General features: G+C 63.2%; 17 protein-coding genes and 1 pseudogene. 9 read left to right on the top strand and 9 right to left on the bottom strand.

Annotated elements, in window-relative coordinates; all coding sequences use genetic code 11:
- The 3 genes from D1Y85_RS21530 to D1Y85_RS21520 form a co-directional block, all read right to left on the bottom strand.
- A partial coding sequence (locus D1Y85_RS21530; RefSeq protein WP_124153092.1) for a T6SS effector BTH_I2691 family protein occupies positions 1-2107 on the bottom strand: 2107 nt, incomplete at its 3' end.
- Positions 2108-2149: 42 nt separating this feature from the next.
- The gene (locus D1Y85_RS21525; protein ID WP_124153091.1) at positions 2150-3124 is read right to left on the bottom strand and encodes a DUF4123 domain-containing protein; all 975 of its coding nucleotides are present in this window, start codon (positions 3122-3124) and stop codon (positions 2150-2152) included.
- 4 nt (positions 3125-3128) lie between these two features.
- The gene (locus D1Y85_RS21520) at positions 3129-5690 is read right to left on the bottom strand and encodes a type VI secretion system Vgr family protein (RefSeq protein ID WP_124153090.1); all 2562 of its coding nucleotides are present in this window, start codon (positions 5688-5690) and stop codon (positions 3129-3131) included.
- 830 nt (positions 5691-6520) lie between these two features.
- Here D1Y85_RS21520 and D1Y85_RS21515 point away from each other — a divergent pair.
- The 6 genes and pseudogenes from D1Y85_RS21515 to D1Y85_RS21490 all read left to right on the top strand — a co-directional run bounded on the left by D1Y85_RS21515 (position 6521) and on the right by D1Y85_RS21490 (position 12026).
- Positions 6521-7327: pseudogene (locus tag D1Y85_RS21515) on the top strand (IS5 family transposase).
- Between the two features lie 466 nt (positions 7328-7793).
- On the top strand, positions 7794-8387 hold the full coding sequence (locus tag D1Y85_RS21510; RefSeq protein WP_124153089.1) for an aminodeoxychorismate/anthranilate synthase component II: 594 nt from the start codon (positions 7794-7796) through the stop codon (positions 8385-8387).
- 13 nt (positions 8388-8400) lie between these two features.
- Complete coding sequence (trpD, locus tag D1Y85_RS21505) at positions 8401-9432, top strand: anthranilate phosphoribosyltransferase (protein ID WP_124153101.1); 1032 nt, start codon at positions 8401-8403, stop codon at positions 9430-9432.
- A 25-nt stretch (positions 9433-9457) separates the two neighbouring features.
- Positions 9458-10243: an indole-3-glycerol phosphate synthase TrpC gene (gene trpC / locus D1Y85_RS21500; protein WP_124153088.1), complete on the top strand. Its 786-nt coding sequence runs from the start codon at positions 9458-9460 to the stop codon at positions 10241-10243.
- A gap of 15 nt (positions 10244-10258) precedes the next feature.
- The gene (locus D1Y85_RS21495; RefSeq protein ID WP_124153087.1) at positions 10259-10885 is read left to right on the top strand and encodes a CYTH domain-containing protein; all 627 of its coding nucleotides are present in this window, start codon (positions 10259-10261) and stop codon (positions 10883-10885) included.
- Positions 10886-11267: 382 nt separating this feature from the next.
- Positions 11268-12026, top strand: coding sequence for a uracil-DNA glycosylase (locus D1Y85_RS21490; protein ID WP_124153100.1), 759 nt, complete (start codon positions 11268-11270; stop codon positions 12024-12026).
- A 159-nt stretch (positions 12027-12185) separates the two neighbouring features.
- On the opposite strand, the gene D1Y85_RS21485 is transcribed toward D1Y85_RS21490, so the two are convergent.
- The 4 genes from D1Y85_RS21485 to D1Y85_RS21470 form a co-directional block, all read right to left on the bottom strand.
- A complete protein-coding gene (locus D1Y85_RS21485) occupies positions 12186-12782 on the bottom strand; it encodes an FMN-dependent NADH-azoreductase (RefSeq protein WP_124153086.1) in 597 nt (198 codons plus the stop codon).
- A gap of 196 nt (positions 12783-12978) precedes the next feature.
- Entirely contained in the window at positions 12979-14769 is a 1791-nt protein-coding gene (locus tag D1Y85_RS21480) for a M61 family metallopeptidase (RefSeq protein ID WP_124153085.1), read from the bottom strand.
- A 213-nt stretch (positions 14770-14982) separates the two neighbouring features.
- A complete protein-coding gene (locus D1Y85_RS21475) occupies positions 14983-15714 on the bottom strand; it encodes a DsbC family protein (protein WP_124153084.1) in 732 nt (243 codons plus the stop codon).
- A gap of 235 nt (positions 15715-15949) precedes the next feature.
- Entirely contained in the window at positions 15950-17122 is a 1173-nt protein-coding gene (locus D1Y85_RS21470; RefSeq protein ID WP_124153083.1) for a UbiH/UbiF family hydroxylase, read from the bottom strand.
- A gap of 375 nt (positions 17123-17497) precedes the next feature.
- On the opposite strand from D1Y85_RS21470, the gene ychF reads away from it, so the two are divergent.
- The 3 genes from ychF (at position 17498) to D1Y85_RS21455 (ending at position 21783) form a co-directional block, all read left to right on the top strand.
- Positions 17498-18592, top strand: coding sequence for a redox-regulated ATPase YchF (ychF, locus tag D1Y85_RS21465; RefSeq protein WP_124153082.1), 1095 nt, complete (start codon positions 17498-17500; stop codon positions 18590-18592).
- Positions 18593-18830: 238 nt separating this feature from the next.
- A complete protein-coding gene (gene ettA / locus D1Y85_RS21460; protein ID WP_124153081.1) occupies positions 18831-20495 on the top strand; it encodes an energy-dependent translational throttle protein EttA in 1665 nt (554 codons plus the stop codon).
- A gap of 127 nt (positions 20496-20622) precedes the next feature.
- Positions 20623-21783 (top strand): DUF748 domain-containing protein, encoded by a 1161-nt coding sequence (locus D1Y85_RS21455; RefSeq protein ID WP_124153080.1) that lies wholly within the window; start codon positions 20623-20625, stop codon positions 21781-21783.
- Between the two features lie 50 nt (positions 21784-21833).
- Here D1Y85_RS21455 and D1Y85_RS21450 read toward each other — a convergent pair whose 3' ends face one another.
- Together D1Y85_RS21450 and D1Y85_RS21445 are read right to left on the bottom strand one after the other, a co-directional pair.
- On the bottom strand, positions 21834-22457 hold the full coding sequence (locus D1Y85_RS21450; protein ID WP_124153079.1) for an HAD family hydrolase: 624 nt from the start codon (positions 22455-22457) through the stop codon (positions 21834-21836).
- Between the two features lie 8 nt (positions 22458-22465).
- Complete coding sequence (locus D1Y85_RS21445) at positions 22466-24280, bottom strand: aminopeptidase P family protein (RefSeq protein WP_124153078.1); 1815 nt, start codon at positions 24278-24280, stop codon at positions 22466-22468.
- Positions 24281-24298 lie beyond the last annotated feature (18 nt).

The following is a 24298-nucleotide window of genomic DNA, read 5'->3' as shown; positions in this document are numbered from 1 at the left end:
CCGTTAGCAGGCGCTTGATCGTCTCCTCGCGACTCAACTTCTCCAGCTCGGCCTGCTTACGTACCAGCGCAATGGCGTCGGAATAAGACACGCCCGCACGCTGGAGCAACACCGTCTGGACAATCTTCTCCCCAGCAAAATCGCCAAGCTGGTTGACGCGGAATCTGGCGAATATTGCATCGCCGACTGTCATCCCGAAGACATCTACCTCAAGGCGTTTGAACAGTCCTGCAAGCGGCGAGATCTTCTTCGGATCAGTTTCGAGTGCGAGTTTCGCCAGGTTCTTGTAATAGCCATTGAGCTTGCCGATCATCCCTGCCGCCGAGATTACTGCGTCGACGCCAGGGCTGTGCCTCGCGCTTGCCTGGCTCTGCGCCTCCAGCGGCACCTCCTTCTTCGCCAATGCAGTATTGAGCAGTTGTCCGAGTTCCTGGCGCGCGTCCTTATGGTTCATCGCAACAACACGCCAGATCAGGCTCGCTGGCTGGACAGGGTCCCATTGCGTCACCAGCGCATCAAGGATCGTCTTGCCCTTCGGAGTAGAACCAATGCCTGCGAGTGCATCGGTAATCACAATCTCAAACGCGAGGGCGTCAAGCAGATCCGACGACTGGTAGTCCTCGAGCGTATCGAGAAACAGTTTCGACTGTAGCCATTTACCGACGTCAGCGCTGCGTGCCTCCTGCAGGTCGAAGACCGCGGATTGAAGCGCCGTGTACTTCTTGCGGAAATTCTCGATATCCCGACGCTTGAGTCTCGCCTCGAACTTCGACCAGTTGTAACTAGTCATGGATGTGAGGTTGCGGTCGTGCGCACCTGGTTGGGCCTGAGCGTAAGCACGCGCGTCGTTCATAATCTGGTCGCGATAGGCGCCGGTATAGGGCACGCTGGAGCTTGCGCTGCCCGCCGAAGTCGATTGCCCCAGCTGGACGAGCCTGCGCTGGTAGCTGCCGGGAATATTGTTGGCGGCCATCCAGTTCATGTCGTCATAGTAGGCGTTGATCTGCGTCGCCCGCGTCGGGTCGGCACCCGCCAGCGCACTGGCACGCTGCGCCGCGAGCGCGCTCTGCGCCCCCGACTGGCCAAGCGCGGACATCGACTGTGCCTGCTGCGCCATCGCCTCCTGGCTGTTCAGACCCTGTTCGGTACGCGACTGGACGATGGCGTGAGCGGCATCGACGTCATGAAGCGCCCCCACCTGCAGCGGGCGCTCCTTGGTGACGTATTGATCGAGCCACGACACCGGATCGCCCCGGAAGCCGTTCAGCTCATGCACATTGCCGATACTGTCCCATAGAGCGAACATCATCGGTGGATGGTGTGAATCGCCGCCACCGGAAGCCGGGTCCTTTACACCGATCTGCTTCATCAGCTTCACGAGCGCCTGACTCGCCGACGCAGGTGAAGCCTGCCTGATGTACGGCGAGTAACGTGTGACCTCGTGCTTCAGCCAGTCGTCCTTGTAAACGCCCTTGGCGTCGCTGAACGGCTGCTTGTCATCGGGAAGAACCAGCCGCTTCGGGTCGAGACTGGGCGTGTACTCGATCACGTCGTCGATCGCCTGTTCGGTTGCGACGATGGCATGCCCGTGGTCATCCTTGCCGCTGGCAATCCACTTCGATGGCTCGACGAACTGCATCCGCGCCTGCCTCAGTGCGTCATCCGACGCATATCGATCGAAGACCTCCTGGTGCCAGGTGTGCTGCGAAAACGCGACGAAAACACGACCCGTGCACTTCTCGGGACGCTCGATTGCGATGAGGTCCATCGGCACAGCAATCGCACGCTGTGCGCATGCTGGATCGGTAAGTGGCACCCGTGGCAAGGGCAACGCCTGTTTCCAGAGACGTCCGTCCGACGTCACCTTGTACGCTTCCCAGTATCGATTGCCGCGGGGGCCGACTTCGTAGAAGAGGTAGACCCACCCCTCACGCAGCGTGCGCAGTCCATAGTGGTGCGCATCCAGCGCAACGTCCGTCACCCGCGCGCCGCTGATTCCGCCGGGCATCACTGCTTTCACGTCTTTGGGCAGCACGGTATAGCGCACCGGCAAAATCGGCAGTCCGGTCTTTTCGCAGTTCGCGCATGTCTGGTTATTCGTTGCCATACGTTGTCGTCGTATTGGATTCCGTTCGTACCTGCAGGTGTGTTACCGGACAGCCGAAGCCCCCAGACACTCATACCAGGAGCCCTGCCGGATCTCTTCGATCTCGTCGGCTGTCAGCTGTCCAATTTCACCGGTATAGAAATCGTCGGCTGCCCGGTGCCGCAACAGCTGCAATACCGTCGGATGCAGATCGAACTGCGGGTGCCACGAGAGCGCATGACCGATAAATGCAATCCGGTCGTCCCGGTCGATCAATCCGCACCGCTCGGCCCGTGCAGCCGCAGCAACGGCGGCCTCAATCTCGCCGGGCTCCGGTTGTCGGTCGCACGCCCTTGCATGCAGCGCAAGCGCGCGGTTGATGAGACCGTGCCGATGAACTGCCTGCCACTGCGCGCTTGACAGCGCGAAGCTCGTGCGTGATTCCCGGGAGGCTACGTGAACGCTTGGTCTGGCACCTGCATCGAGGACATGCCACGCCCTCACCGGCCCGAGCAGGGCCTGCTGCTGCGCTTGCGAGAAGACTGTCCAAAGCAGGGCCAGGGAACGTGAATCGTAGAAACGCAGCACACAGTTACGTCCGCTTTCATCGCGCTGAAGCGCAAGGCGGGACCAATGCGCAGCGACTTCGTCGAGCGAAGCAGCGCTCGCCATCCAGCCACCGACGCGCTGCCCCAGTCCTTCCGCCATGGATTCCGGACGCCGGTCCTCAAACGCAACGCGGACACTCTGCGCCAATGCGGCAACACCTGCCTGGGTCGACAGGTCGAGTTCCAGTAGATACGGACGGCGGGCCTCGGGAAAAGCATCGTGGTCGATGAGCACATCGGAGCGCGGCAGGCAGGCGAAAAGCTCGTCGCCGTCGGCATCCTCACTGCTCAAATCCCTCTGGCTCGGGTCGACGGCAAGAAGGCAGCGTTTCTCCCGATGCCGGCTAAACCACCCCGTCAGAGCGCCGTTCAATGATTCGATCTGCGCGTCTTCATCCGTCGCGGGTCCGTTAGTCTGCGGGTATTGCATCGCGTTACTCCAGCACGACGCTTGACGCGCTGTCGGCAGACGCTGCGGTCGTCTTCGACGAGCAGCCCTTCGTGACGCTGGTGACCTGCGCTGGCAGGCGCATTGACGAAGCGCCAGGCTTGTCCCACGACGCGCACTTTTCAAGAATCTGCCCGGGCGTGCCGTTCTCGATCTTGTCGGCGGTGATCCGGATATAGGAGCCTCCCGCACCGATCCAGATTTCCTTGTCGGCCGAGAGCACCAGCTTTCCACTGGAGCTTGTGATCGTCACATCGTTAAGCGCGGACAGGGCCATCGCATCGCCCTGCGCCTGGATTTCGACCTTCCCCTTTGCGGCAAACAGCTTCATGCCGGCGTTCTGCGCGAACAGGCTGATCTTTTCCATCGCGCTTGCGATGAGCGATTTGCCAGCGGCCACGTGCGTGTTCTTGCCGCTTACGATGTTGACCTGCTGGTTCGCGGTGAGATGCGCCGAATCCTGCGTCGATACGCCCACGCCAGCGGGACTCGCAACCAGCATGATCGGCGTCGAGAAACCGTTCGCGTTGCCGGTACCGCCGCCTCCTGTCCGACCGCCAGAAGTCGCGCCACCGGCCACTTTGTACTGGGTCGCGTCCGTAAACTTCTTCAGCGCGTCGTGCCCCTCTTCGAGACTTTCGGCCTGGTTCGACGTGCTCGCCTGAGAAGCCAGTTCGACCACGCTCTCCGCACTCGCCAGCTGTTCGGTCGCCGCCGCCGCATTCAGCGGCTGGTTGACCGTTGCCGGATGCGTCGAGACGAACAGCCCCTGGCCGGCGCGTATTGCACCGTAGGCGTCCGATTTGAGATCGAACCCATTGCCCAGAAATGCGCCGCGTGAGTTGTTCGATTGCTCGATGAGGTAACCCAGGTGCAGGTGGGACTGGTAGCTGCTCGAATACAGATGGACCCTGTTCTGCGAAGTCGAGTCGTCCATCACCAGCTGGTTATATCCGCTGCCGCCGCCGTACTCCTTCGATCGGTACCCCGACAGCAGGCCGTTCGAATGCCACTGAGGCTTCGCCGAACCGTTGTACAACCGCGAAACCACCACCGGCCGGTCACAATCCCCGCCAATGTGATCGATGAGGACTTCTTCTCCTACCCGCGGCGTATGTACGCCGCCATAGCCGCTACCCGTATCCGACTGCGCGACCCGCACCCAGCACGACGACTTTTCGTCCCCACCATTCAGACGGTCCCAGATGTGCTGCACCTTGATCCGGTTGAGCTCGTCTGTATAGACCTCTTTACCTTGAGGACCCACTACGATCGCGGATTCCAGGTGAGTTTCCGGCTTCCGGTGTTCGAATGGGCTGCGATATGGCACGCTTGTGCGCTGCGCCTCAATCTCCGTCAGATAAAAACCTTGCGAGCCGTCGGCGTGCGAAACGCTGAACGCGGCATCGCTGGCGTGACTCGCACGCATCTCGTCGACGGCGCCCTGAAGGCTATGGGGAAACGCCGATCCCTGGTTGCCCACCGGCAGATTGTTCGCGATCACCCACACCGTTTCGATCACCGCGAATTCCTTCTGGCTCCCCTGATCCCGGTCATGGTCCGGGTGGCCGTCCAGAACGAAGCGCCGTCCCGCGTCGATCCCACGCACGCTGCCTACGCCGACAAACCGTTTGGCCCGTGACTCCCATTCCTCCATCCGGATGCTGGACAGCCGGTCGCCCCGGGCCTGGGTTGAATAGGTGTAGGCCCCGGTGTACTCGTACACTTCCGCCTGATCCGGCAACGCGCCCTGATTGGGCATCGTCGGCACTTTTGTGCCTTTCGGGTTATATGGCGTCGACGGGTTCTTGTAGTCAAACGTGCGGGTGGTCAGCATCGTGCTTTGCAGCGTGCGCGTGCCCGACCATTGCACCAGCGCGTCCGTCTCGCTGCCCGTGCCCGCCCGGTAGAAAGACACCTTTTCCGGCGACAGGGCGTCAAGCGTCGCGAGCTGGTCGGTGATCACCAGCGTGTGGGACTTGCCGTCCTGTGCCTGTCGCCAGAATCCATAGAGCCCTTCGGACTCGAGCAAGCGATGCACAAAGTTCCAGTCATCCTCGTCCTGTCGGCAGTATGAGCGCAAGGGCAGCGGTTTCGAGAGTGCAAACTGGAACAGGCCCCAAGCCTGGGGATGCGTGTTGACTACATCCGTGATGATGTCGTCAGCGGTCCTGTCTTGCCAGATGCGCTGGTCGCGACGGAATCTCAGGAAGTGCATCCATGAGGCAAAGCCAAGCTGGTAGCTCGTGAGCCCGCTGTTCGATCCCAGCCGTCTCGCCGTATGCACGTAGCCGTTGTGAGGCTCGTACGACTTGTCGGATTGCTGCATCCACAAAGCCACGGGCTGACCGATCAGCGTCTTGAGCTCGACGTTACCGGTGATGGACACCACATCGACGGTGAACTCGAAGTGACGCCCCAGGCGCGAACGACCCACCACGCGTTGCGGCACCAGCGTGTTCGAACCTAGCGGGGTATCCAGCTTGAGCAACCGGTCACTCTGCGACAGACCGCCCGTGATTGTGCTGATTAAGTCTTGCGTTCCCATTCCGCCCCGCCTTTCCTATTCAGTACGCGTTCTCGCGATAGCGCGGCGATTTTACAAAACACTTCAAGGCGGAAGCAAACTCATGTTTAATAAAAAATGTTAAATCGACGCGCATGTCTTCGTGGCGAATTAATATTTCGCACAATCAGGGAAGTATTTCTCACTTGAATCGAGGCGGCGCTACACAGTCGGCAATATTTGCACAAACTCTCATTCAACCAGAATATCTCGCGAGCGCCTAAAACGCATAAGGGTGTCTCCCATGCACTCGCCCTTAAATGTCGTTGCCGCGGGGAAGGAAAAAGCTCGGGTAGGGCATAGGTGCCCCACCTCTCCGTCCCACACACGGTTGAGTTCACACAGCTACAGTTCGCCTCATTCGCCGCAAGCAGCTTCCCGGGAATCTTTGCACCCGCTGGAGTACGTCTATGCTGGCCGCATAAAAAAACGCGCCACGCAAACGTGACGCGAAAAACTCTGGAACGACGTTTCCCAGAGATTGTTTGCGCAGAAAGAACTCTAAACAACGACATCCAGAGTTCGCGAGAGGGAAATGCTCGTGGCTGCGGACTTCGTCTTGAGTTAATTTTACGCGGCAGCTTGTATTCGGGCGCAGTCTAAGCTGCGAACCGATTTTTATTCAAGCTCACTTTCCGTCAGAATTTCCTGAAAGTGTTGCCAGTATTTGGCCTAGAAGCAGATCATCAAGAAATCCAAGGCATATGACTTGATTTACGAACTGAATCGCACCGGGATTCGTGGAGGGCGTTTGGTTTAAGAACGGCTAACACAAACTGGACATCAAGCCATAGGTTTCGTATCCTGGTGGCATGTCCAGAAGAAAAATCAGCAATGAACTGTGGGCGGCGCTGGAACTGTTGATTCCGGCATTTACGCCCTCGCCCAAAGGTGGTCGTCGGCGCACAGTTGACGACCGCGCAGTACTGAACGGCGTCCTGTATGTCCTGCAAACTGGCGCCCCATGGGAAGACCTGCCGCAGGAACTGGGTTTCGGCAGCGGCATGACATGCTGGCGACGTCTACGAGACTGGCAGGCAGCAGGCGTGTGGTAGCAACTGCATCTGGCGATGCTTCGCCGGTCGCGTGAACACGACCAGATTGATTGGGAACGGGCGAGCCTTGATGCCGCCAGTGTGCCCAGCCCCCCGGGGGGGCAGGAAACCGGCCCTAACCCAACAGACCGGGGAAAGCTCGGGTCGAAACGACACATCGTTGTAGACGCGCGCGGCGTTCCACTGGCCATCACGGTCACGGGTGCCAACCGACATGACTCGATGGCATTCGAGCCCACGCTCGACGCCATTCCGGCAGTTTCGGGCCTGAATGGCCAGCCACGCAAACGCCCGGGCAAGTTGCATGCGGACAAGGGGTACGACTTTGCCCGCTGTCGGCGTTACCTGAAACAGCGCGGTATCACGGCCCGTATTGCCCGTCGCGGCGTGGAAAGCGAGGAGCCGCTCGGGCGACATCGATGGGTGGTCGAACACACGCATGCGTGGTTTGCCGGTTTCGGCAAACTGCGCATTCGTTTCGAGCGGCGTATCGACATTCATCGTGCTTTGCTTTCCTTGGCTGCTGCCGTTATCTGCTCGCGTTTCGTTGAGGACTTGTGTTAGCGGCTCTAAATATCCAACTGGCGTAGTGCCCGTATTCCGCTCCGTAGAGGACAGGCGCACGGTCGTGTGCCTCAACCGTCGCAAGAAACTTCCGGCAGGCGGCTCGCATCGCCCTGGCAGGCTGTTGAAATACACTTCGCCGATGCGCGGAATGCCTTTCCGGGGAGCTGCTGGGTCGACGTGGTTTATGCTGCCCTGGATGCACACGGCTCAGATGGAAACCGGACAGGGAAGCTCGCAATCCCTGCTAGAATGGGTTCACCATGCGACACCGCAACCGCTTCCCCTCCGTCCTGCTTTTCTTTGGTTGGCGTTAAGCCAGCCACGACCTCCCTTGCCTGCCCACCTTGGGCTCTCCCGCATCGCACCTCACCAAACAAAATGGGGTGAAATGGGGGCGAAAAATTCGGATTTCTCGAAAATTCCCACCGAGAATTTCAATTAAATCATCAACCTGGAGCAAATCATGCTTCTGATGATCGACAACTACGATTCGTTTACCTACAACATCGTCCAGTACTTCGGCGAACTCGGCGAAGACGTCCATACGTACCGCAACGACGAAATCACGATCGACGAGATCGCAAAGCTAAACCCCGAGCGCATCTGCCTCTCACCGGGCCCGAGCAATCCGCAACACGCGGGCATCACGCTCGACGTGCTGCGCAAATTCTCCGGTCACATTCCGATTCTCGGCGTGTGTCTCGGCCATCAGGCGATCGGTGAAGCGTTCGGCGGACGCGTCGTGCGCGCGAAGACCATCATGCACGGCAAGGTGAGCCAGATCGAAACCGACTGCAAGGGCGTGTTCGCGGATCTGCCCAAGCACTTCGACGTGACGCGCTATCACTCGCTCGCCATCGAGCGCGAATCGCTGCCCGATTGCCTCGAAATTTCTGCGTGGACCGAAGACGGCGAGATCATGGGCGTGCGCCATCGCGAACTCGCCGTCGAGGGTGTGCAGTTCCATCCGGAATCGATTCTCTCCGAGCACGGTCACGCGCTCCTCGAGAACTTCCTCAAGCAATCGAGGCGCGCCGCCACGGTTCGCAGCGCATAAGAACGGAGCCGACATCATGATCACCCCGCAGGAAGCGCTGCAGCGCACGATCGAGCACCGCGAGATCTTCCACGACGAGATGCTGCACCTCATGCGTCTCATCATGCGCGGCGAACTTTCGCCCGTGCTCTCGGCCGCCATCATCACGGGCTTGCGCGTGAAGAAGGAGACCATCGGCGAGATCGCCGCCGCCGCGACTGTGATGCGCGAATTCGCAAATCACGTCGAGGTGAAGGACAACTCGAATTTCATCGACATCGTCGGCACTGGCGGCGACGGCTCGCATACGTTCAATATCTCCACGGCGTCGATGTTCGTCGTCGCGGGGGCGGGCGGCAAGGTCGCGAAGCATGGCAACCGAGGCGTGTCGAGCAAGTCGGGCAGCGCGGACGTACTTGAAGCACTCGGCGTGAACATCGACCTGCAACCCGACCAGGTGGCCGCGTCGATTGCCGAAACTGGCATGGGCTTCATGTTCGCGCCGAATCATCATCCGGCGATGAAGAACATCGCGGCCGTGCGCCGCGAGCTCGGCGTGCGCACGATCTTCAACATCCTCGGACCGCTCACGAATCCGGCCAGCGCACCGAATCAGCTGATGGGCGTGTTCCACCCTGATCTCGTCGGCATTCAGGTGCGCGTCATGGAGCGCCTCGGCGCGAATCACGTGCTCGTCGTGTACGGCAAGGACGGGATGGACGAGGTATCGCTCGGCGCGGCGACGCTCGTCGGCGAGCTGAAGGATGGCATTGTGCGCGAGTATGAGATCCATCCCGAAGACTTCGGCCTGCAGATGGTGTCGAACCGGTCGCTCAAGGTCGAAAACGCCGACGAATCGAAGACGATGCTGCTCGGCGCGCTGTCGAACCAGCCTGGCGTCGCGCGCGAGATCGTCGCGCTGAACGCGGGCACGGCGCTCTATTCGGCGAACGTGACGGCGTCGATCGCAGACGGTATCCAACTCGCACGCGAGACCCTGGCGAGCGGCCGCGCACGCGCCAAAGTCGACGAACTGGTACGCTTCACGCAACAGTTCAAGCGCTGATACAGACACGAATCACGGAAACACCATGAGCGACATCCTCGAAAAGATCATCGCGGTCAAGCGCGAAGAAGTCCGCGCTGCCGAGCAAAGCGCGCCGCTCGAAGCGCTGCGCCTCGAAGCGTCGTCGCGCGATCTGCGCGACTTCGTCGGCGCGCTGCGCGCAAAGCATGCGAACGGTGAAGCTGCCGTGATCGCCGAAGTGAAGAAGGCGAGCCCGTCGAAGGGCGTGCTGCGCGAGCACTTCGACCCCGCTGAAATTGCCCGCTCCTACGCGCAGCACGGCGCGGCGTGCCTCTCCGTGCTCACCGACGTGCAGTTCTTCCAGGGCAGCGCCGCGTACCTCGAAGCCGCGCGCGCCGCGTGCACGCTGCCGGTGCTGCGCAAGGACTTCATTGTGGACGCCTACCAGATCCTCGAAGCGCGCGCGATGGGCGCCGACGCGATCCTGCTGATCGCCGCCGCGCTCGAACCGGGCCAGATGCGTGACCTCGAAGCGTATGCGCATTCGCTCGGCCTCGCCGTGCTCGTCGAAGTGCACGACCGCGATGAACTCAAACACGCGCTCACGTTGAAGACGCCGCTCATCGGCATCAACAACCGCAATCTGCGCACGTTCGAAACGACGCTGCAGACGACGATCGACATGCTCGACGATGTGCCGGAAGACCGCATCGTCGTGACCGAGTCGGGCATTCTCTCGCGCGCCGATGTCGAGAAGATGCGCGCGCTGGACGTTCATACGTTCCTGGTCGGCGAGGCGTTCATGCGCGCGGAGCACCCGGGCGCCGAGCTCGCCCGCATGTTTTTCTGAGTGCAGGGCGTAGTCATGGCCATCGAGAGGGAAATCAAGCTCGCGCTGCCGCGTGACCAGGTGGATGCGGCTCTGCGGCTCCTCGCAGCAAGGGCTGGCGAGCAAGGACGCGCAGTGCGGCTGGAGAACATCTACTTCGATACGCCGTCGCTCACGCTCGCGCGCGCGAAAAGCGCGCTGCGGCTGCGGCGCACGCCCGATGGCTGGCTGCAGACGTTCAAGACGGTCGGCGTTGCACAGAACGGCCTGCACGCGCGGCACGAGTGGGAAATGCCGGTGGCGGGCGAGGCGCTCGAAACCGCACGGCTCCTGCACGAGTGCGACGAAGCGGGCGTTGCGACGGCGCTGTCCGACGCGGCGCCGAACCTGATCGCCCTCTTTCGCACAGATTTCACGCGCACGCTGTGGATGCTTGAAGTCGACGGTGCACAAATCGAGGCGGCCATCGATCAGGGCGAGATCACCGCGGACGTGAATGGCGAGATGCGCCGCGCGCCGATCTGCGAAATCGAACTGGAGCTGAAAGCTGGAGACGATGCGGCGTTGCATACGCTCGCAGCGCTTCTCGCGGCCGGACTGCCTGGGCTCGCACCAGACGACATCAGCAAGGCGCAACGCGGATATCGGTTGCGCGAAGGTTGAGTGTCATGCCGAGGTTCCGCGGGAAGATTGCACCGCAGCCTCGTCGAAAACATCGCGCACATTGAAGGTGCAACTAGTCGCGCGAATTCGACAACACCGCTTTCGTAAGCCGATCTGCATCGCAACGGAAGCAAACGCCGCCTCACATTTGGTGCCACATTGAATCGCCGCGCGTTTGCTGCGACACTTCCTGCCCATGACTTTCACGAAACGCTCCCGCGCGGTGGCGCCTGTGCAGATTTCGCTCTTCGACGAGCCGGCTCCCGAAACGGCGCAAGCCACGCTCGACGACTCGCAGGCACCCGAGGTCGACCCGCGCCAGATCTCGCTGTTCTCACTCTTCGACGACGAACTGCCCCCGGTCCCCTCCGGGGCGGCCACGATGCAAGCCATGCCCGATATCCCCGCAGCACCCGCGCCCGCTGAGCGCCTTGAAGATCAGTTCGACGCCCTGCCCCCCGCATGGCGCGATCTGCTGCAGCCGTTCCTCGCGAGCGACGCCTGCGCGCCGCTTTGCCGTTTCGTGGATGAAGAACGCGCCGCAGGCAAGACCGTCTACCCGGCCGATGTATTCCGTGCGCTGCGCCTCACCTCACCCGACGACGTGAAAGTCGTGATCCTCGGTCAGGACCCCTACCACGGCGAGGATCGCGGCACACCGCAAGCACACGGACTCGCGTTTTCAGTGCCGCCCGGCGTCCGGCCGCCGCCGTCGCTGCGCAATATCTTCAAGGAGATCGCAGCGAGCCTCGGCATCGAGGCGCCGGAGCACGGCTGTCTCGATGCGTGGGCACGCCAGGGTGTATTGCTGCTCAACACGGTGCTGACCGTCGAGCGAGGGAACGCCGCGAGCCACGCGAAGCGCGGCTGGGAGCGCTGCACCGACACGCTGATTCGCGAGCTCGCCGCACGCAACGAGCATCTCGTGTTCATGCTTTGGGGCGCGCACGCGCAAGCCAAGCGTGTACTCGTTGAAGGCCGGGCGCATTGTGTGCTGGAAGCGCCGCATCCGTCACCGCTATCGGCGCATCGCGGGTTTCTCGGCTGCGGGCATTTCGCGCAGGCCAATGTCTTCCTCGAAGCGCACGGCCGCACGCCGATCGACTGGCGCCTGCCAGAGAAGGGCGAAGTGCTCGCCTGAGTCCGGCGTAATACCAGGCAACATTACGCAATACGGCACAGCACCGCCGCGTAGTACCGAGAGCACAAACAAAAGCGCCACGAAAACAGTTTCGTGGCGCTTTTGCTTTCGAGGAGCCGGCGCGTGGACTGCGCACCGGATCGAGCGTGCGGTCGGAACTTACACCGCTGCGATTGCCTCGCGAGCGCCTGCAATCGCGGCGCTCGCGGCGTCCGGGCCCATATTGAGGCCTTCGGCATAGATGAAGTTCACGTCGGTCATACCAAGGAAGCCGAGGAACGACTTCAGGTACGGCGTCTGGCTGTCGTGCGCGGTGCCTTGATACTTGCCGCCGCGCGCCGTAACCACGTACACCTTCTTGCCCTGCACGAGACCTTCCGGACCGTTCGCGGTGTAGCGGAAGGTGATGCCGGCGCGGGCAATCCAGTCGAAGTAGGTCTTCAGCTGCGACGAGATGCCGAAGTTGTACATCGGCGCACCGATCACGATGATGTCCGCTGCCTGCAGTTCCGCGATCAGCGCTTCGCTGCGCGCGGCAATGGCCTGCTGCTCGGGCGTGCGCTGCTCGGCCGGCGTGAAGAACGCACCGAGGACGGCGTCGTCGAGGTGCGGCAACGGGTCGGCTTGCAGGTTGCGCGAAACGACGGTCGAGCCGGCGTTCGATTGTTGCAGGCGGGCCGTCAATTCGTTGGCAAGCAGCGTCGACTGGGCGCCTTGCGAACGGGCGGCGGAATTGATTTGCAGGATCGTGGTCATGGTGGGTTCCTTCGGGTCTCAGTTGCGCAACGTTGCGCGAGTGAAGGCATTGTGGTTATTTGCCGCAACGGGAAAAAGTAGCCCGCCGATGACGGATTGTTGCAACAGTGGAACGATCGCAGGCATAAAAAAAAGCGGCGTCGCGCGCCGCTTTTGTCTGATTGTTAACCGGCGGACGCCGGTAAGCCCCTCGGATTCAACCCTTCAGCCAGTGCTCGCGCAGTGAACGCAGAGCGACTCGCTTGTCTGTGATGGCGAGCTTGTAGCGCACGACGTCCGGCGCATCGAGCGTGAGCCGCGTGACGCGCAGTTCGTCGCGACGGAACGCGTGAATCTCGACTTTCGCCCCCGACTGATAGCGTCCGAGCAAGGCATCGAGATTCGCGCCCGTCACGCGCAGGCCGTCGAGCGCCATCAGCACGTCGCCGGCCGACAGGCCCGCCTTCTGCGCCGCGCCGCCCTCATAGACGACCGCCAGCGTTGCGTCCGCGCCGCCGCGCAGGCGTGCGCCGAGCGACGGCTTCGCGCCCTTCTCCGGCTCACCGTCGAGCGTCACGCCGAACGGTTCGAAGAGCGTCGCGAGCGGCAGGTCGCGCGTGCCGCTCACTGCGTCGGTGAAGAGGCTGCCGAGCGACACACCGGTCGCCTCGGCGATCAACGCCGCGACATCGTCCTCACCGACACCCACGGGCTTGCCGCGATAGAAGTCGCGACCATAGCGCTGCCACAGCAGGCGCATGACGTCATCAAGCGACTTGCGGCCGTTCGTCTGCGCGCGAATCGCGAGATCGAACGCAAGCGCAACGAGCGAGCCCTTCGTGTAGTAGCTGACGATTGCGTTCGACGCGTTTTCGTCCTGACGGTAGTACTTGACCCACGCGTCGAAAGAGCTTTCCGCGACGCTCTGCTTGAAGCGCCCGGCCCCGCGCAGCACACCGCCGATCGTCTTGCCAAGAAGGCCGAAATAATCGTCGGCGGAAATGAGACCGCTGCGCACGAGCATCAGGTCGTCGTAGTACGAGGTGAAGCCTTCGAAAAGCCACAGGAGCGACGTGTAGTCCTCGCGCGTGAAATCGTACGGGACGAACGCCGCCGGCTTGATACGCTTCACGTTCCAGGTGTGGAAATACTCGTGGCTGCACAGGCCCAGATACGTGCGGTAGTTTTCGCTCATCTCCGGCTTTCCCTTCACGGGAAAGTCGGTGCGGTTGCAGATGAGCGCGGTCGAGGCGCGGTGTTCAAGTCCGCCGTAGCCATCGCTCACAGCCTGCGTCATGAACACGTAGCGGTCCATCGGCGCGCGTTTCGTCCGCGGCTCGAAGAACGCGATCTGCGCTTCGCAGATCTTCCGCAGGTCGGCGACGAGGCGCTCGATATCGAGCCCGGTCACGCGCCCCGCGATCACGATGTCGTGCGGCACACCGTGCGCCTTGAAGCTCGCGAGCGTGAATTCGCCGAGCGTCACCGGATGGTCGACCAACTCATCGTAGTCCGAAGCGACGTACTCGCCGAACCCGTAGCGCTTGGTACCACGCGCCTCCGCCATTGCGGTCGCAACGCGCCAGTGGCGGTACGCATGGCCATCGGGACGCTGAATATCGACGATGCACCGCGCGTCCTCATGCCCGACCACCGCAAGAAACACGCTCGTACCGTTGAAGAACCCGACGGTGTCGTCGAGATGCGCGGCGCGCACCGAGAGGTCCCATGCGTACACGTCGTAGCGCAGCGTCAGCGCCCCCTTCACGGGCGCGACCTGCCACGACTGCTTGTCGGTCTTGCTCACGCGCACCTTGCGACCCGCGTCGTTGAACGCGCGCAGCGCGACGATGTTGCGCGCGAACTCGCGCACCATGTAACTGCCCGGAATCCACACGGGCAGCATGAAGCGCTGGCCGTCCGGCGCGGGATCGTCGACAGTGAGCGTCACTTCGAACAGATGCGCGGCGGGGTCCTTCGGAACGATGGTGTATCGGATCGGCTTCATCGGCGGGATCGGTGACTCGGGTTCAGGGTGCGCTGGCCGGTTGTGCCGCCGGCGCAGGACGCGGCACAAGCAGCACAAGTGGCGAGCACATCAGGGACTGCGATGACCGCACGCGTTGCACACGTGGAGCAACCTGCAGACAAGATGCGGTCGATCGAATGACTGGGCAAAAAAAGCACCGGCCGCAGAAGCGGCCGGCGTATCGGACGAACTTCAGTGCGCTTCGTTCAACGCACGTTCGAGCCGGCTGGCGTCCACGGCGCCAGGCAGGCGGCGGCCGTCGGCGAGGATCACGGTCGGCGTGCCGGTCACATTCATCTTCGCGCCGAGCTCCAGGTTGCTGTCGAGCGCGGCGGTATTGCAGTTGGTAGCGGCCGCCGCGGGCGCCTGGCGCTCGAGCATCCACGACTGCCACGCCTTCGCGCGATCCGGCGAGCACCAGATCTGCTTCGCCTTGGCCGTCGAATCAGGCGAGAGGACTGGGTAGAGGAACGTGTAGATCGTGACGTTATCGATCGATTTGAGCGTGCTTTCGAGCTGATGGCAGTACGGGCAGTTCGGGTCCGAGAACACCGCGATCTTGCGACTTCCGTTGCCCTTGACCACCTTCACCGCATTCGCGAACGGCAGGTTCGCGAAGTCGACACGATTGAGATCCGAAAGGCGCGCTTCGGTGAGATTGCGGCGCGTCTTCGTGTCGACGAGATCGCCGAGCAGAACGTAATCACCGTTCGCATCGCTATAGATGATCTGCTGGCCGAGATTCACCTCGTAGAGGCCCGCCACCGGCGATTTCGTGATGCCCTTGATATTGGCGTCCGAGCCGAGGCGCGCTTGCAGCGTGGCCTTCAGCTTGTCGGTGGTCTGGTCGGCCTGCGCCTGGCAGCCGAGCACGCTGGCCGCCGCAGCCAAAACCAGCGTGGCGATCCTGATTCGCTTATTCATGACTTGCTTCCTGATTCGGTCGCGCACGAGTTGCGCGACGGTGTCCTGTTCGAGTGTGCGGGGCGTCAGAGCGCAGTGTGGGGCCGGATGGCCGTTGCGTCTGCATCATGCCGCTGCCCCTGGCGGCTTCAAGCATTCTGAAGCCACGCGGGCAGCGCGGCAACCACTATTCCCGCCGCGGTCGCAGGCGGGAAGCGCGCGGGCGCCCAACCATGCCGCGCCTCGCCGGCCGCGCCTAACCGAGTGCGGAAGCGACGAGCCAGCGCTTGATGAGCGGCTGCGCGCCGACAAACGCCATGCCCGTGTTGCGCATTGCCCGCGCAATCGTACCGGGAAACGAGAACAGGCGTTGAAGTCCATCGGTGGCGGCGACGAGTTTGCGGATGTCCTCACGGCGGCCACGCTCATAACGACGCAGGAGCACGGTGTCGCCGAGGTCGCGAAACGATTCTTTCCGCGCGATGACGTCCACGAGGGCCGAAACGTCGCGCAGGCCGAGATTCACGCCCTGGCCCGCGAGCGGGTGGATCAGATGCGCCGCGTCGCCGACGAGCGCAACGCGCGGTGCGATCAGCCGGTCGACGGTCTGCAGGGCAAGCGGGAACCCGCGCGCAGGCGTCACGCACTCGAGTGCGCCGACCTGCTGCTGCGTCACGCGCTCGACTTCGGCGGCGAGCTGCTGCGGATCGAGCTTGACAAGCGCCTCGGCGTGCGCGGTTTCCGCGGACCAGACTAGCGACACATGCTGATCCGGCAGCGGCAGGAGCGCGATGATCTCGCCCTCCCGGAACCATTGGTGGGCAGTCTCGCCGTGCGGTTTCGCCGCACGGAAATTCGCGACGACACCCGTCTGGCGATACTCGCGCCGCTCGACGCTCGAACCGATTTGCGCGCGCACCCACGAATGCGCCCCATCGGCACCCACGGCGAGGTCGGCTTCGATGGTGCGACCGTTGGCGAGGCCGATCACGGCGGCGTGCGGCTCTACGTCGAACGTCTGCGCGCGCGAATCGATCCACGTGAGGTTGGGCTGGAAATGGAGCGCGGCATCGAGTGCGCGCTCCACGACGGACGATTCCGCGATCCAGGCGAGCTGCGCCACGGACGCCTGATATGCCGAGAAGTGCAGCTCGGCGGCGGCGTCGCCGAACACGCGCATGTCATAGACGGGCGTGAGCCGCGCGGCGTCGATGGCCTGCCAGACCCGAAGCCGCTCGAACAGCGACTGCGAGCTGCGCGAGAACGCGTAAACGCGCGCATCGAAAACGGCGCCGGGCGGAAGTGGCGCACACGGCTGAGCGAGCAGCGCGACGCGCAGGCCGCCCTGCGTCAGCGCGAGCGCCGCCGACTTGCCGACGAGCCCGCCGCCGATCACGGCGACGTCGAAGGTCTGGTTGGTTGCTGTCATGCGCGCATTATAGCCGCGGGGCATAGTGCAAAAGGGTCAGGCGAGCGGGGGTTGCGGCCTGGCAAGCCGCGCGGTGGCACCGTCTTGACGGTCTGCCGCAGAGCCGTCGCGATGCATACAGCCCGTACGCGGTGCGTTGCCGCATGCTGTGGTGGAAAAAGGCACGCCGATCGCCGCCACACTCAGGCCGTAGCGACGCGCGGAGGCAGCACCCGCCCCGAATCCGCACGCAGACAAGGTTACAATTATGGTTTTGGGTGACCTGCGTCACTCCTCCGACGTGCCGCCAGTGCCCGCCCCACCGCTCCTTGCGAGCAAAGCGGCCGCCCGGATCCGGCGAACCGCACGTCCCCACCCTGACATGCAGAGAATTTCATGAGCCTCCAATGCGGCATCGTCGGCTTGCCTAACGTCGGCAAGTCCACCCTGTTCAACGCCCTGACCAAGGCGGGCATCGCCGCCGAAAACTACCCGTTCTGCACGATCGAGCCGAATGTCGGCGTGGTCGAAGTGCCGGATCAGCGTCTGAACCAGCTCGCCGAAATCGTCAAGCCCGAGCGCGTCCTGCCGGCCGTGGTCGAATTCGTCGACATCGCGGGGCTCGTCGCGGGCGCGAGCAAGGGTGAAGGGCTCGGCAACCAGTTCCTCGCCAACATCCGCGAAACGGATGCCATTACGCACGTCGTGCGCTGCTTCGAGGACGAGAACGTGATCCACGTCGCGGGCAAGATCGACCCGCTCAACGACATCGAAGTCATCAACACCGAACTCGCGCTCGCCGACCTCGGCACCGTCGAGAAGTCGCTCACGCGTTACTCGAAGGCCGCGAAGTCGGGCAACGACAAGGAAGCCGCGAAGCTCGTCGCCGTGCTCGAGAAGGTGCGTGCGCAACTGGACCAGGCAAAGGCGGTCCGTGCGCTCGACCTGAGCGACGACGAGCAGGCGCTCCTCAAGCCGTTCTGCCTCATCACCGCAAAGCCGACGATGTATGTGGCCAACGTGAAGGAAGATGGCTTCGAAAACAACCCGCATCTCGACGCTGTGCGCAAGTACGCCGAAGCCGAGAAGGCGCCGGTCGTCGCCGTGTGTGCGGCAATCGAAGCCGAAATCGCAGATCTCGAAGATGCGGACAAGGTCGAATTCCTCGCCGACATGGGCATGGACGAGCCGGGTCTCGACCGCGTGATCCGCGCGGGCTTCAAGCTTCTCGGCCTGCAGACGTACTTCACGGCGGGCGTGAAGGAAGTGCGCGCGTGGACCATCCACATCGGCGACACCGCGCCGCAGGCCGCTGGTGTCATCCACACCGATTTCGAGCGCGGCTTCATCCGCGCGCAGACGATCGCGTTCGACGACTTCATCGCGTACAAGGGTGAGCAAGGCGCGAAGGAAGCCGGCAAGATGCGCGCCGAAGGCAAGGAATACGTCGTGCACGACGGTGACGTGATGAACTTCCTGTTCAACGTCTGACGCTTTCGCCCGACGCCGCCCCGTGCGGCGTTGGTGCATGTCGCACAAGCCCGCACGCCTGCGGGCTTTTTCATGCCCAGCCGGTTCGGCTGTCCTGGCCAGAGGACATAAGCCGGCACCTGCGTCTTCCGCGCCACGTACAATAGCGCCTTGCGCAATGCCCCAGTTCGCGGTCAAGACGCAGCGCGGCACTTCGCGCCTCGTCCCGCCCCTTTTCCCCGTTTCCAAAGAACCCCTCATGGCCCAATACGTCTTCACCATGAACCGGGTCGGCAAAATCGTGCCGCCCAAGCGCCAGATCCTGAAAGACATCTCGCTGTCGTTCTTCCCCGGCGCGAAGATCGGCCTGCTCGGCCTGAACGGCTCGGGCAAGTCCACGCTCATCAAGATCATGGCCGGCGTCGACAAGGACATCGAAGGCGAAGCCACACCGATGCCCAACCTCAACATCGGCTATCTGCCGCAGGAGCCGCAGCTCGATCCGGAAAAGACCGTGCGCGAAGCGGTCGAAGAGGGCTTGGGCGACGTGTTCAACGCGCAGAAGAAGCTCGACGAGATCTACGCCGCCTACGCCGAACCCGACGCGGACTTTGACGCACTCGCCGCCGAACAGGCGAAGTACGAGGCGATTCTCGCCACGACGGATGGCAGCGCGGAACAGCAGATCGAAATCGCCGCCGACGCCCTGCGCCTGCCGGCATGGGACGCGAAGATCGGCAACCTCTCGGGCGGCGAGAAGCGCCGCGTCGCGCTGTGCAAGCTGTTGCTCGAAAAGCCCGACATGCTGCTGCTCGACGAGCCGACCAACCACCTCGACGCCGAATCGGTCGAGTGGCTCGAACAGTTCCTCACGCGCTTCCCGGGCACGGTCGTGGCCGTCACGCACGATCGCTACTTCCTCGATAACGCCGCCGAGTGGATTCTCGAACTCGACCGCGGACATGGCATCCCCTGGAAGGGCAACTATTCGAGCTGGCTCGACCAGAAGGAAGAGCGCCTGAAGCAGGAAGAATCGTCGGAATCGGCGCGCCAGAAGGCAATCAAGAAGGAACTGGAGTGGGTGCGCCAGAACCCGAAGGGCCGCCAGGCGAAGTCGAAGGCGCGTATCGCGCGCTTCGAGGAGCTGTCGAGCCAGGAATACCAGAAGCGCAACGAAACGCAGGAAATTTTCATTCCAGCGGGCGAGCGTCTGGGCAACGAAGTCATCGAGTTCAAGAACGTCAGCAAGTCGTACGGCGACCGCCTGCTCATCGATAACCTGAGCTTCAAGATCCCGGCGGGTGCGATCGTCGGCATCATCGGGCCGAATGGCGCCGGCAAGTCGACGCTGTTCCGCATGCTCACGGGCAAGGAGCAGCCGGATTCGGGCGAGATCGTGCAAGGCCCGACCGTCAAGCTCGCGTACGTCGATCAGAGCCGCGACGCACTGGCCGCGGACAAGACCGTGTTCGAGGAAATCTCGGGCGGTGCGGACGTGCTCACGGTCGGCAAATACGAAACGCCGTCGCGTGCCTATATCGGCCGCTTCAACTTCAAGGGCGGGGATCAGCAGAAGATCGTCGGCAACCTGTCGGGCGGTGAGCGTGGTCGTCTCCACCTCGCTAAGACGCTGATCTCGGGCGGCAACGTACTGCTGCTCGACGAACCGTCGAACGACCTCGACGTCGAAACGCTGCGTGCACTCGAAGACGCGCTGCTCGAATTCGCGGGCTCGGTGATGGTGATCTCGCACGATCGCTGGTTCCTCGACCGTATCGCGACGCACATCCTCGCGTTCGAAGGCGACTCGCAGGTCACGTTCTTCGACGGCAACTACCACGAGTACGAAGCCGACAAGATCAAGCGCCTCGGTGAGGAAGCCGCGCGTCCGAAGCGTCTGCGTTACAAGCCGATCAGCCGCTGAGGCTGAATACGTCCGCCGCCGCGCAGACGGCGGACGCCCGGCTTTCGCACGCGGCATGGCGGTTGCTGACGAGCCGCCGTGACGCGCGTCCTGCGCGCCGTCGTTCCTCAATGATCAGGAACCCTGCATGGCGATGCCGATCCGCTCCCGCACAGGTCTCATCGTGGCAATCGTCGCCGCGGTGCTCGTGCTGGGCGGGCTCGGCGGCCTCTACGCCATCCAGCGCGAGATAAAGCAACGCGTAGCCGAGGCGCTCGCGCCCATCGGCAGTGCAAGCCGCATCGACATTTCGTTCTGGCTCACTTCAGTCGAACTCCGTGACGTCCACCTCAAAGCGCCGCACGGTTGGCCCACCACTGATTCGTTGCGCGCCGGACGCATCACCGTCACCACCGATCCGCGCGCGTTTCTCCAGCATCGCATCCATATCCGCGACGTGACCGTTCACGACTTCGTGATGGTGGTTGTGCGCAATGCTGACGGCTCGATCCAGATCCTGCCGAATCTACGCGACGCAGTAGCGAGTGCAGCGCCTGCGCCCGTGGCCGATACGTCATCACATCCGGGGTTGCCTCGCGAAAACGTCATCGACCGCGTCGCTTTCGAAAACGGCTCGTTCGAGTTCTACGACCGTTCGGTGAGCGATCCACCCCACCGCGTGACATTGAGCGATGCGAAGGCGACGGTCGGCCCCATCCATCTGCCAGCGCTCGCCGATCGGACGCAGGTCGCAGTAACCGGCGAAATCAAGGGGCCGCAGCACACGGGCCAGGTATCGTTCAGCGGCTGGGTGAAGATCGCGAGCGAGGACTCGCAGACCACCACGACACTACGCGGCGTCGATGTCGCGACGCTCGCGCCTTACCTCATCAGGAAGCCCGGCGCGAGGACGCAGATCGCGGGCGGCACGCTCGATCTCGACATCACGGCCACGGTGAGCGCCTTTCACGTGCATGCGCCGGGTACGATCACGCTGCGCCAGCTGCAACTTGCGAGGCCCGCGCAGGGACACGAGGCCCTCGACACGTTCCTCGCGATCCCGACGCACATCGCCATCGACGCGCTCAAGGCGCACAACGGCGACATCACGCTGCATTTCGTGCTCGACGGAGATTTGCACGATCCGAAGTTCAAGCTCGACGAGAGCCTCATGACCGAAGTGCGTGCGGGTTTTGCGAAGGCGCTCGGCGTGAGCGCGGAAGACGTGGTGAAGGGCGCGGGCGAGACCGCGAAGGGCATCGGCGAGGCCCTACGCAGACTGCTCGGCGGTGGTCAGCCGTCGAAGTGAGGTCAAAGTGAGCGGCAGGCGGCCCTACCGTAACACCCGAACGACCGGTATCAAACAGGCAGGCCCAGTTCGCGCAGGCGCGCGTCGGTGGTGGCGTTGCTCGTGTGATGCAGGCCGTGCCAGCCGAGCGCCGTGGCAGCCTCGGCGTTGTGGCGATTGTCGTCGATGAAAACGAGTTCTTCGGGCGCAATGCCCGGCAGTTGCGCGTCGATGCGACGGAACATTTCCTGGAAGATCGCCGGATCGGGCTTCACGAGCTTCACGCGACCCGACACCACGATATCGCGGCAGCGCCGCAGCACGTCAAAACGCTCCCACGCCCACGGAAAAGTCTCCGCCGACCAGTTCGTGAGGCCGAAGAGCGGCACGCCTGCCGCCTCCAGCCGCTCGAACGTCGCAACGCCGCCGTCGAGCAACCCTTGGACCATCTCGCCCCACCGCCCGTAGAACGCACGGATCAGCGCCTCGTGCTCAGGAAACTTCGCGACGAGTTCCGCCGTGCCCTCGGCGATCGGCTGGCCGCCGTCCTGGCGCACCACCCAGTCCATCGTGCAGACGTGGGTGTAGAACCAGCGGCGCGCGTCGTCGTCCGGAATCAGCTTGCGATACAGATACTCGGGACTCCAGTCCACCAGCACACCGCCGAAATCGAACACCACCGCCTTGATCGCCATCGTTTGTCTCAGATGGGTTGCGTGCGCGCTTCGAGCCACGCAAGCGCAGCACCCGAAACGTGCGGCGATACGCGCTGCCGGACCGTCCGGTGGTAGTCGTTGAGCCACGCGCGCTCGTCGTCGCGCAGCAGCGCGAGGTCGATGCAGCGCGTATCGATCGGGCACAGCGTGAGGGTCTCGAATGAAAGGAAGTCGCCGAGTTCGGTCTTCTGCGCGCTCTGGTTCAGCACGAGATTCTCGATGCGCACCCCCCATCTGCCCGGGCGGTAGATGCCCGGTTCGACCGAGGTAATCATGCCCTCCTCCATCGCGGTCCACGGCTCGGGGCTCGCGTAGTGCGAGATCACCTGCGGGCCCTCGTGAACGTTCAGGAAATAGCCGACGCCGTGCCCGGTGCCGTGGCCGTAGTCGGCGCCCGCTTCCCAGATCGGCGCACGTGCGATTGCGTCGAGCATCGGCGAGCGGATGCCGCGCGGAAATTGCGCACGCGAAAGCGCCATCGTGCCCTTCAGGACGATCGTGAAGTCGCGTTTTTGCTCGTTGCTCGGCGTGCCGATGGCAACGACGCGCGTGATGTCGGTCGTGCCGTCGAGATACTGCCCGCCCGAGTCGATCAGCAAGAGGCCATTGCCTTCGATCACGCTGTGCGATTCCGGCGTGGCGCGATAGTGCGGCATCGCGCCGTTCGCGTTGAAGCCCGCGATCGTCGCGAACGACGGCGAAACGTAGCCCGGCCGGCGTGCGCGCGCGGCGGTCAGCTTTTCGTCGATCGTGAGTTCGGTGATGGTCTCGCGACCGAGCGCCGCTTCGAACCACGCGAAGAATTCGGCGAGCGCCGCGCCGTCCTGCTCCATCGTCGCGCGGACATTCGCAGCTTCCGCGGCGCTCTTGCGCGACTTGAGGAACGTGCTCGGATTGACCGACTCGACGAGCTTCACCGCCGACGGTACCGCCTGCAGCAAACCGAACGTCACGCGCCGCGGATCGACGAGGAGCGTGGCGCCCGCGGGCAACGCGGCAAGCGCCTTCGCAGCCTGCGCATAGGGCGCGATGAACACGTTATCGCGCGCGAGCGATTGCGCGAGCGCCTCGGGCACCTTGCCGTCGGCGACGAACACCGTCGCCTGATCCGGCCCGACCAGCGCGTGCGCAACGAACACCGGGTTGTAGCTCACGTCGGCACCGCGCAGGTTGAAGAGCCACGCGAGGTCGTCGAGCGTCGAGATGAAGTGCCACTGCGCGCCCTTCTCTTGCATCGCGCGACGCACCTGGTCGAGCTTGGCGGCCCGGTTTGCGTCGGCATGCGGCGCCGCGTGCTCGTAAACCGGTTCGAGCGGCAGGTCCGGACGCGCGGGCCAGACGACTTCGAGCAGATCGAGGTCGGTGCGCAGCTTCACGCCGCGCGCGGCCAAGGCATCCGAAAGCGCACGCGCCGAGGCGACGCCGAGCACCGCGCCGTCCACCGTCAGCGTGCCGCCAGCGGGGACGTTCTGCGCGAGCCAGTCGATGTGAGGCGAAGTCTGCTGACCGCCAGTCATTTTCATCAGCACGATGCCGGTGCCCGTTAGCTGATGCTCGGCCTGCACCCAGTAGCGGCTGTCGACCCAGACGCCCGCGAAGTCCTTCGTCACGACCAGCGTGCCCACAGAACCGGTGAAACCGGACAGCCACTGCCTCCCCTGCCAGCGCGGCGGCAGATACTCGGAGAGATGTGGATCGGCGGACGGAACGAGAACGGCATCGACGCTCGCGCGCGTCATGGCAGCGCGCAGGGCGGCGATCCGTTCGGGAATCGAAGAGGTTTCGGGGAGTCGTGCGTTCATGGATTCACCTGCGAGAAA

It is taken from the genome of Paraburkholderia dinghuensis, from assembly GCF_003837865.1.
GTDB classification, from domain to species: Bacteria; Pseudomonadota; Gammaproteobacteria; order Burkholderiales; family Burkholderiaceae; genus Paraburkholderia; species Paraburkholderia dinghuensis.
The sequence above is the reverse complement of the archived record's forward strand: the minus strand, read 5'-3'. Positions and strand labels throughout refer to the sequence as shown.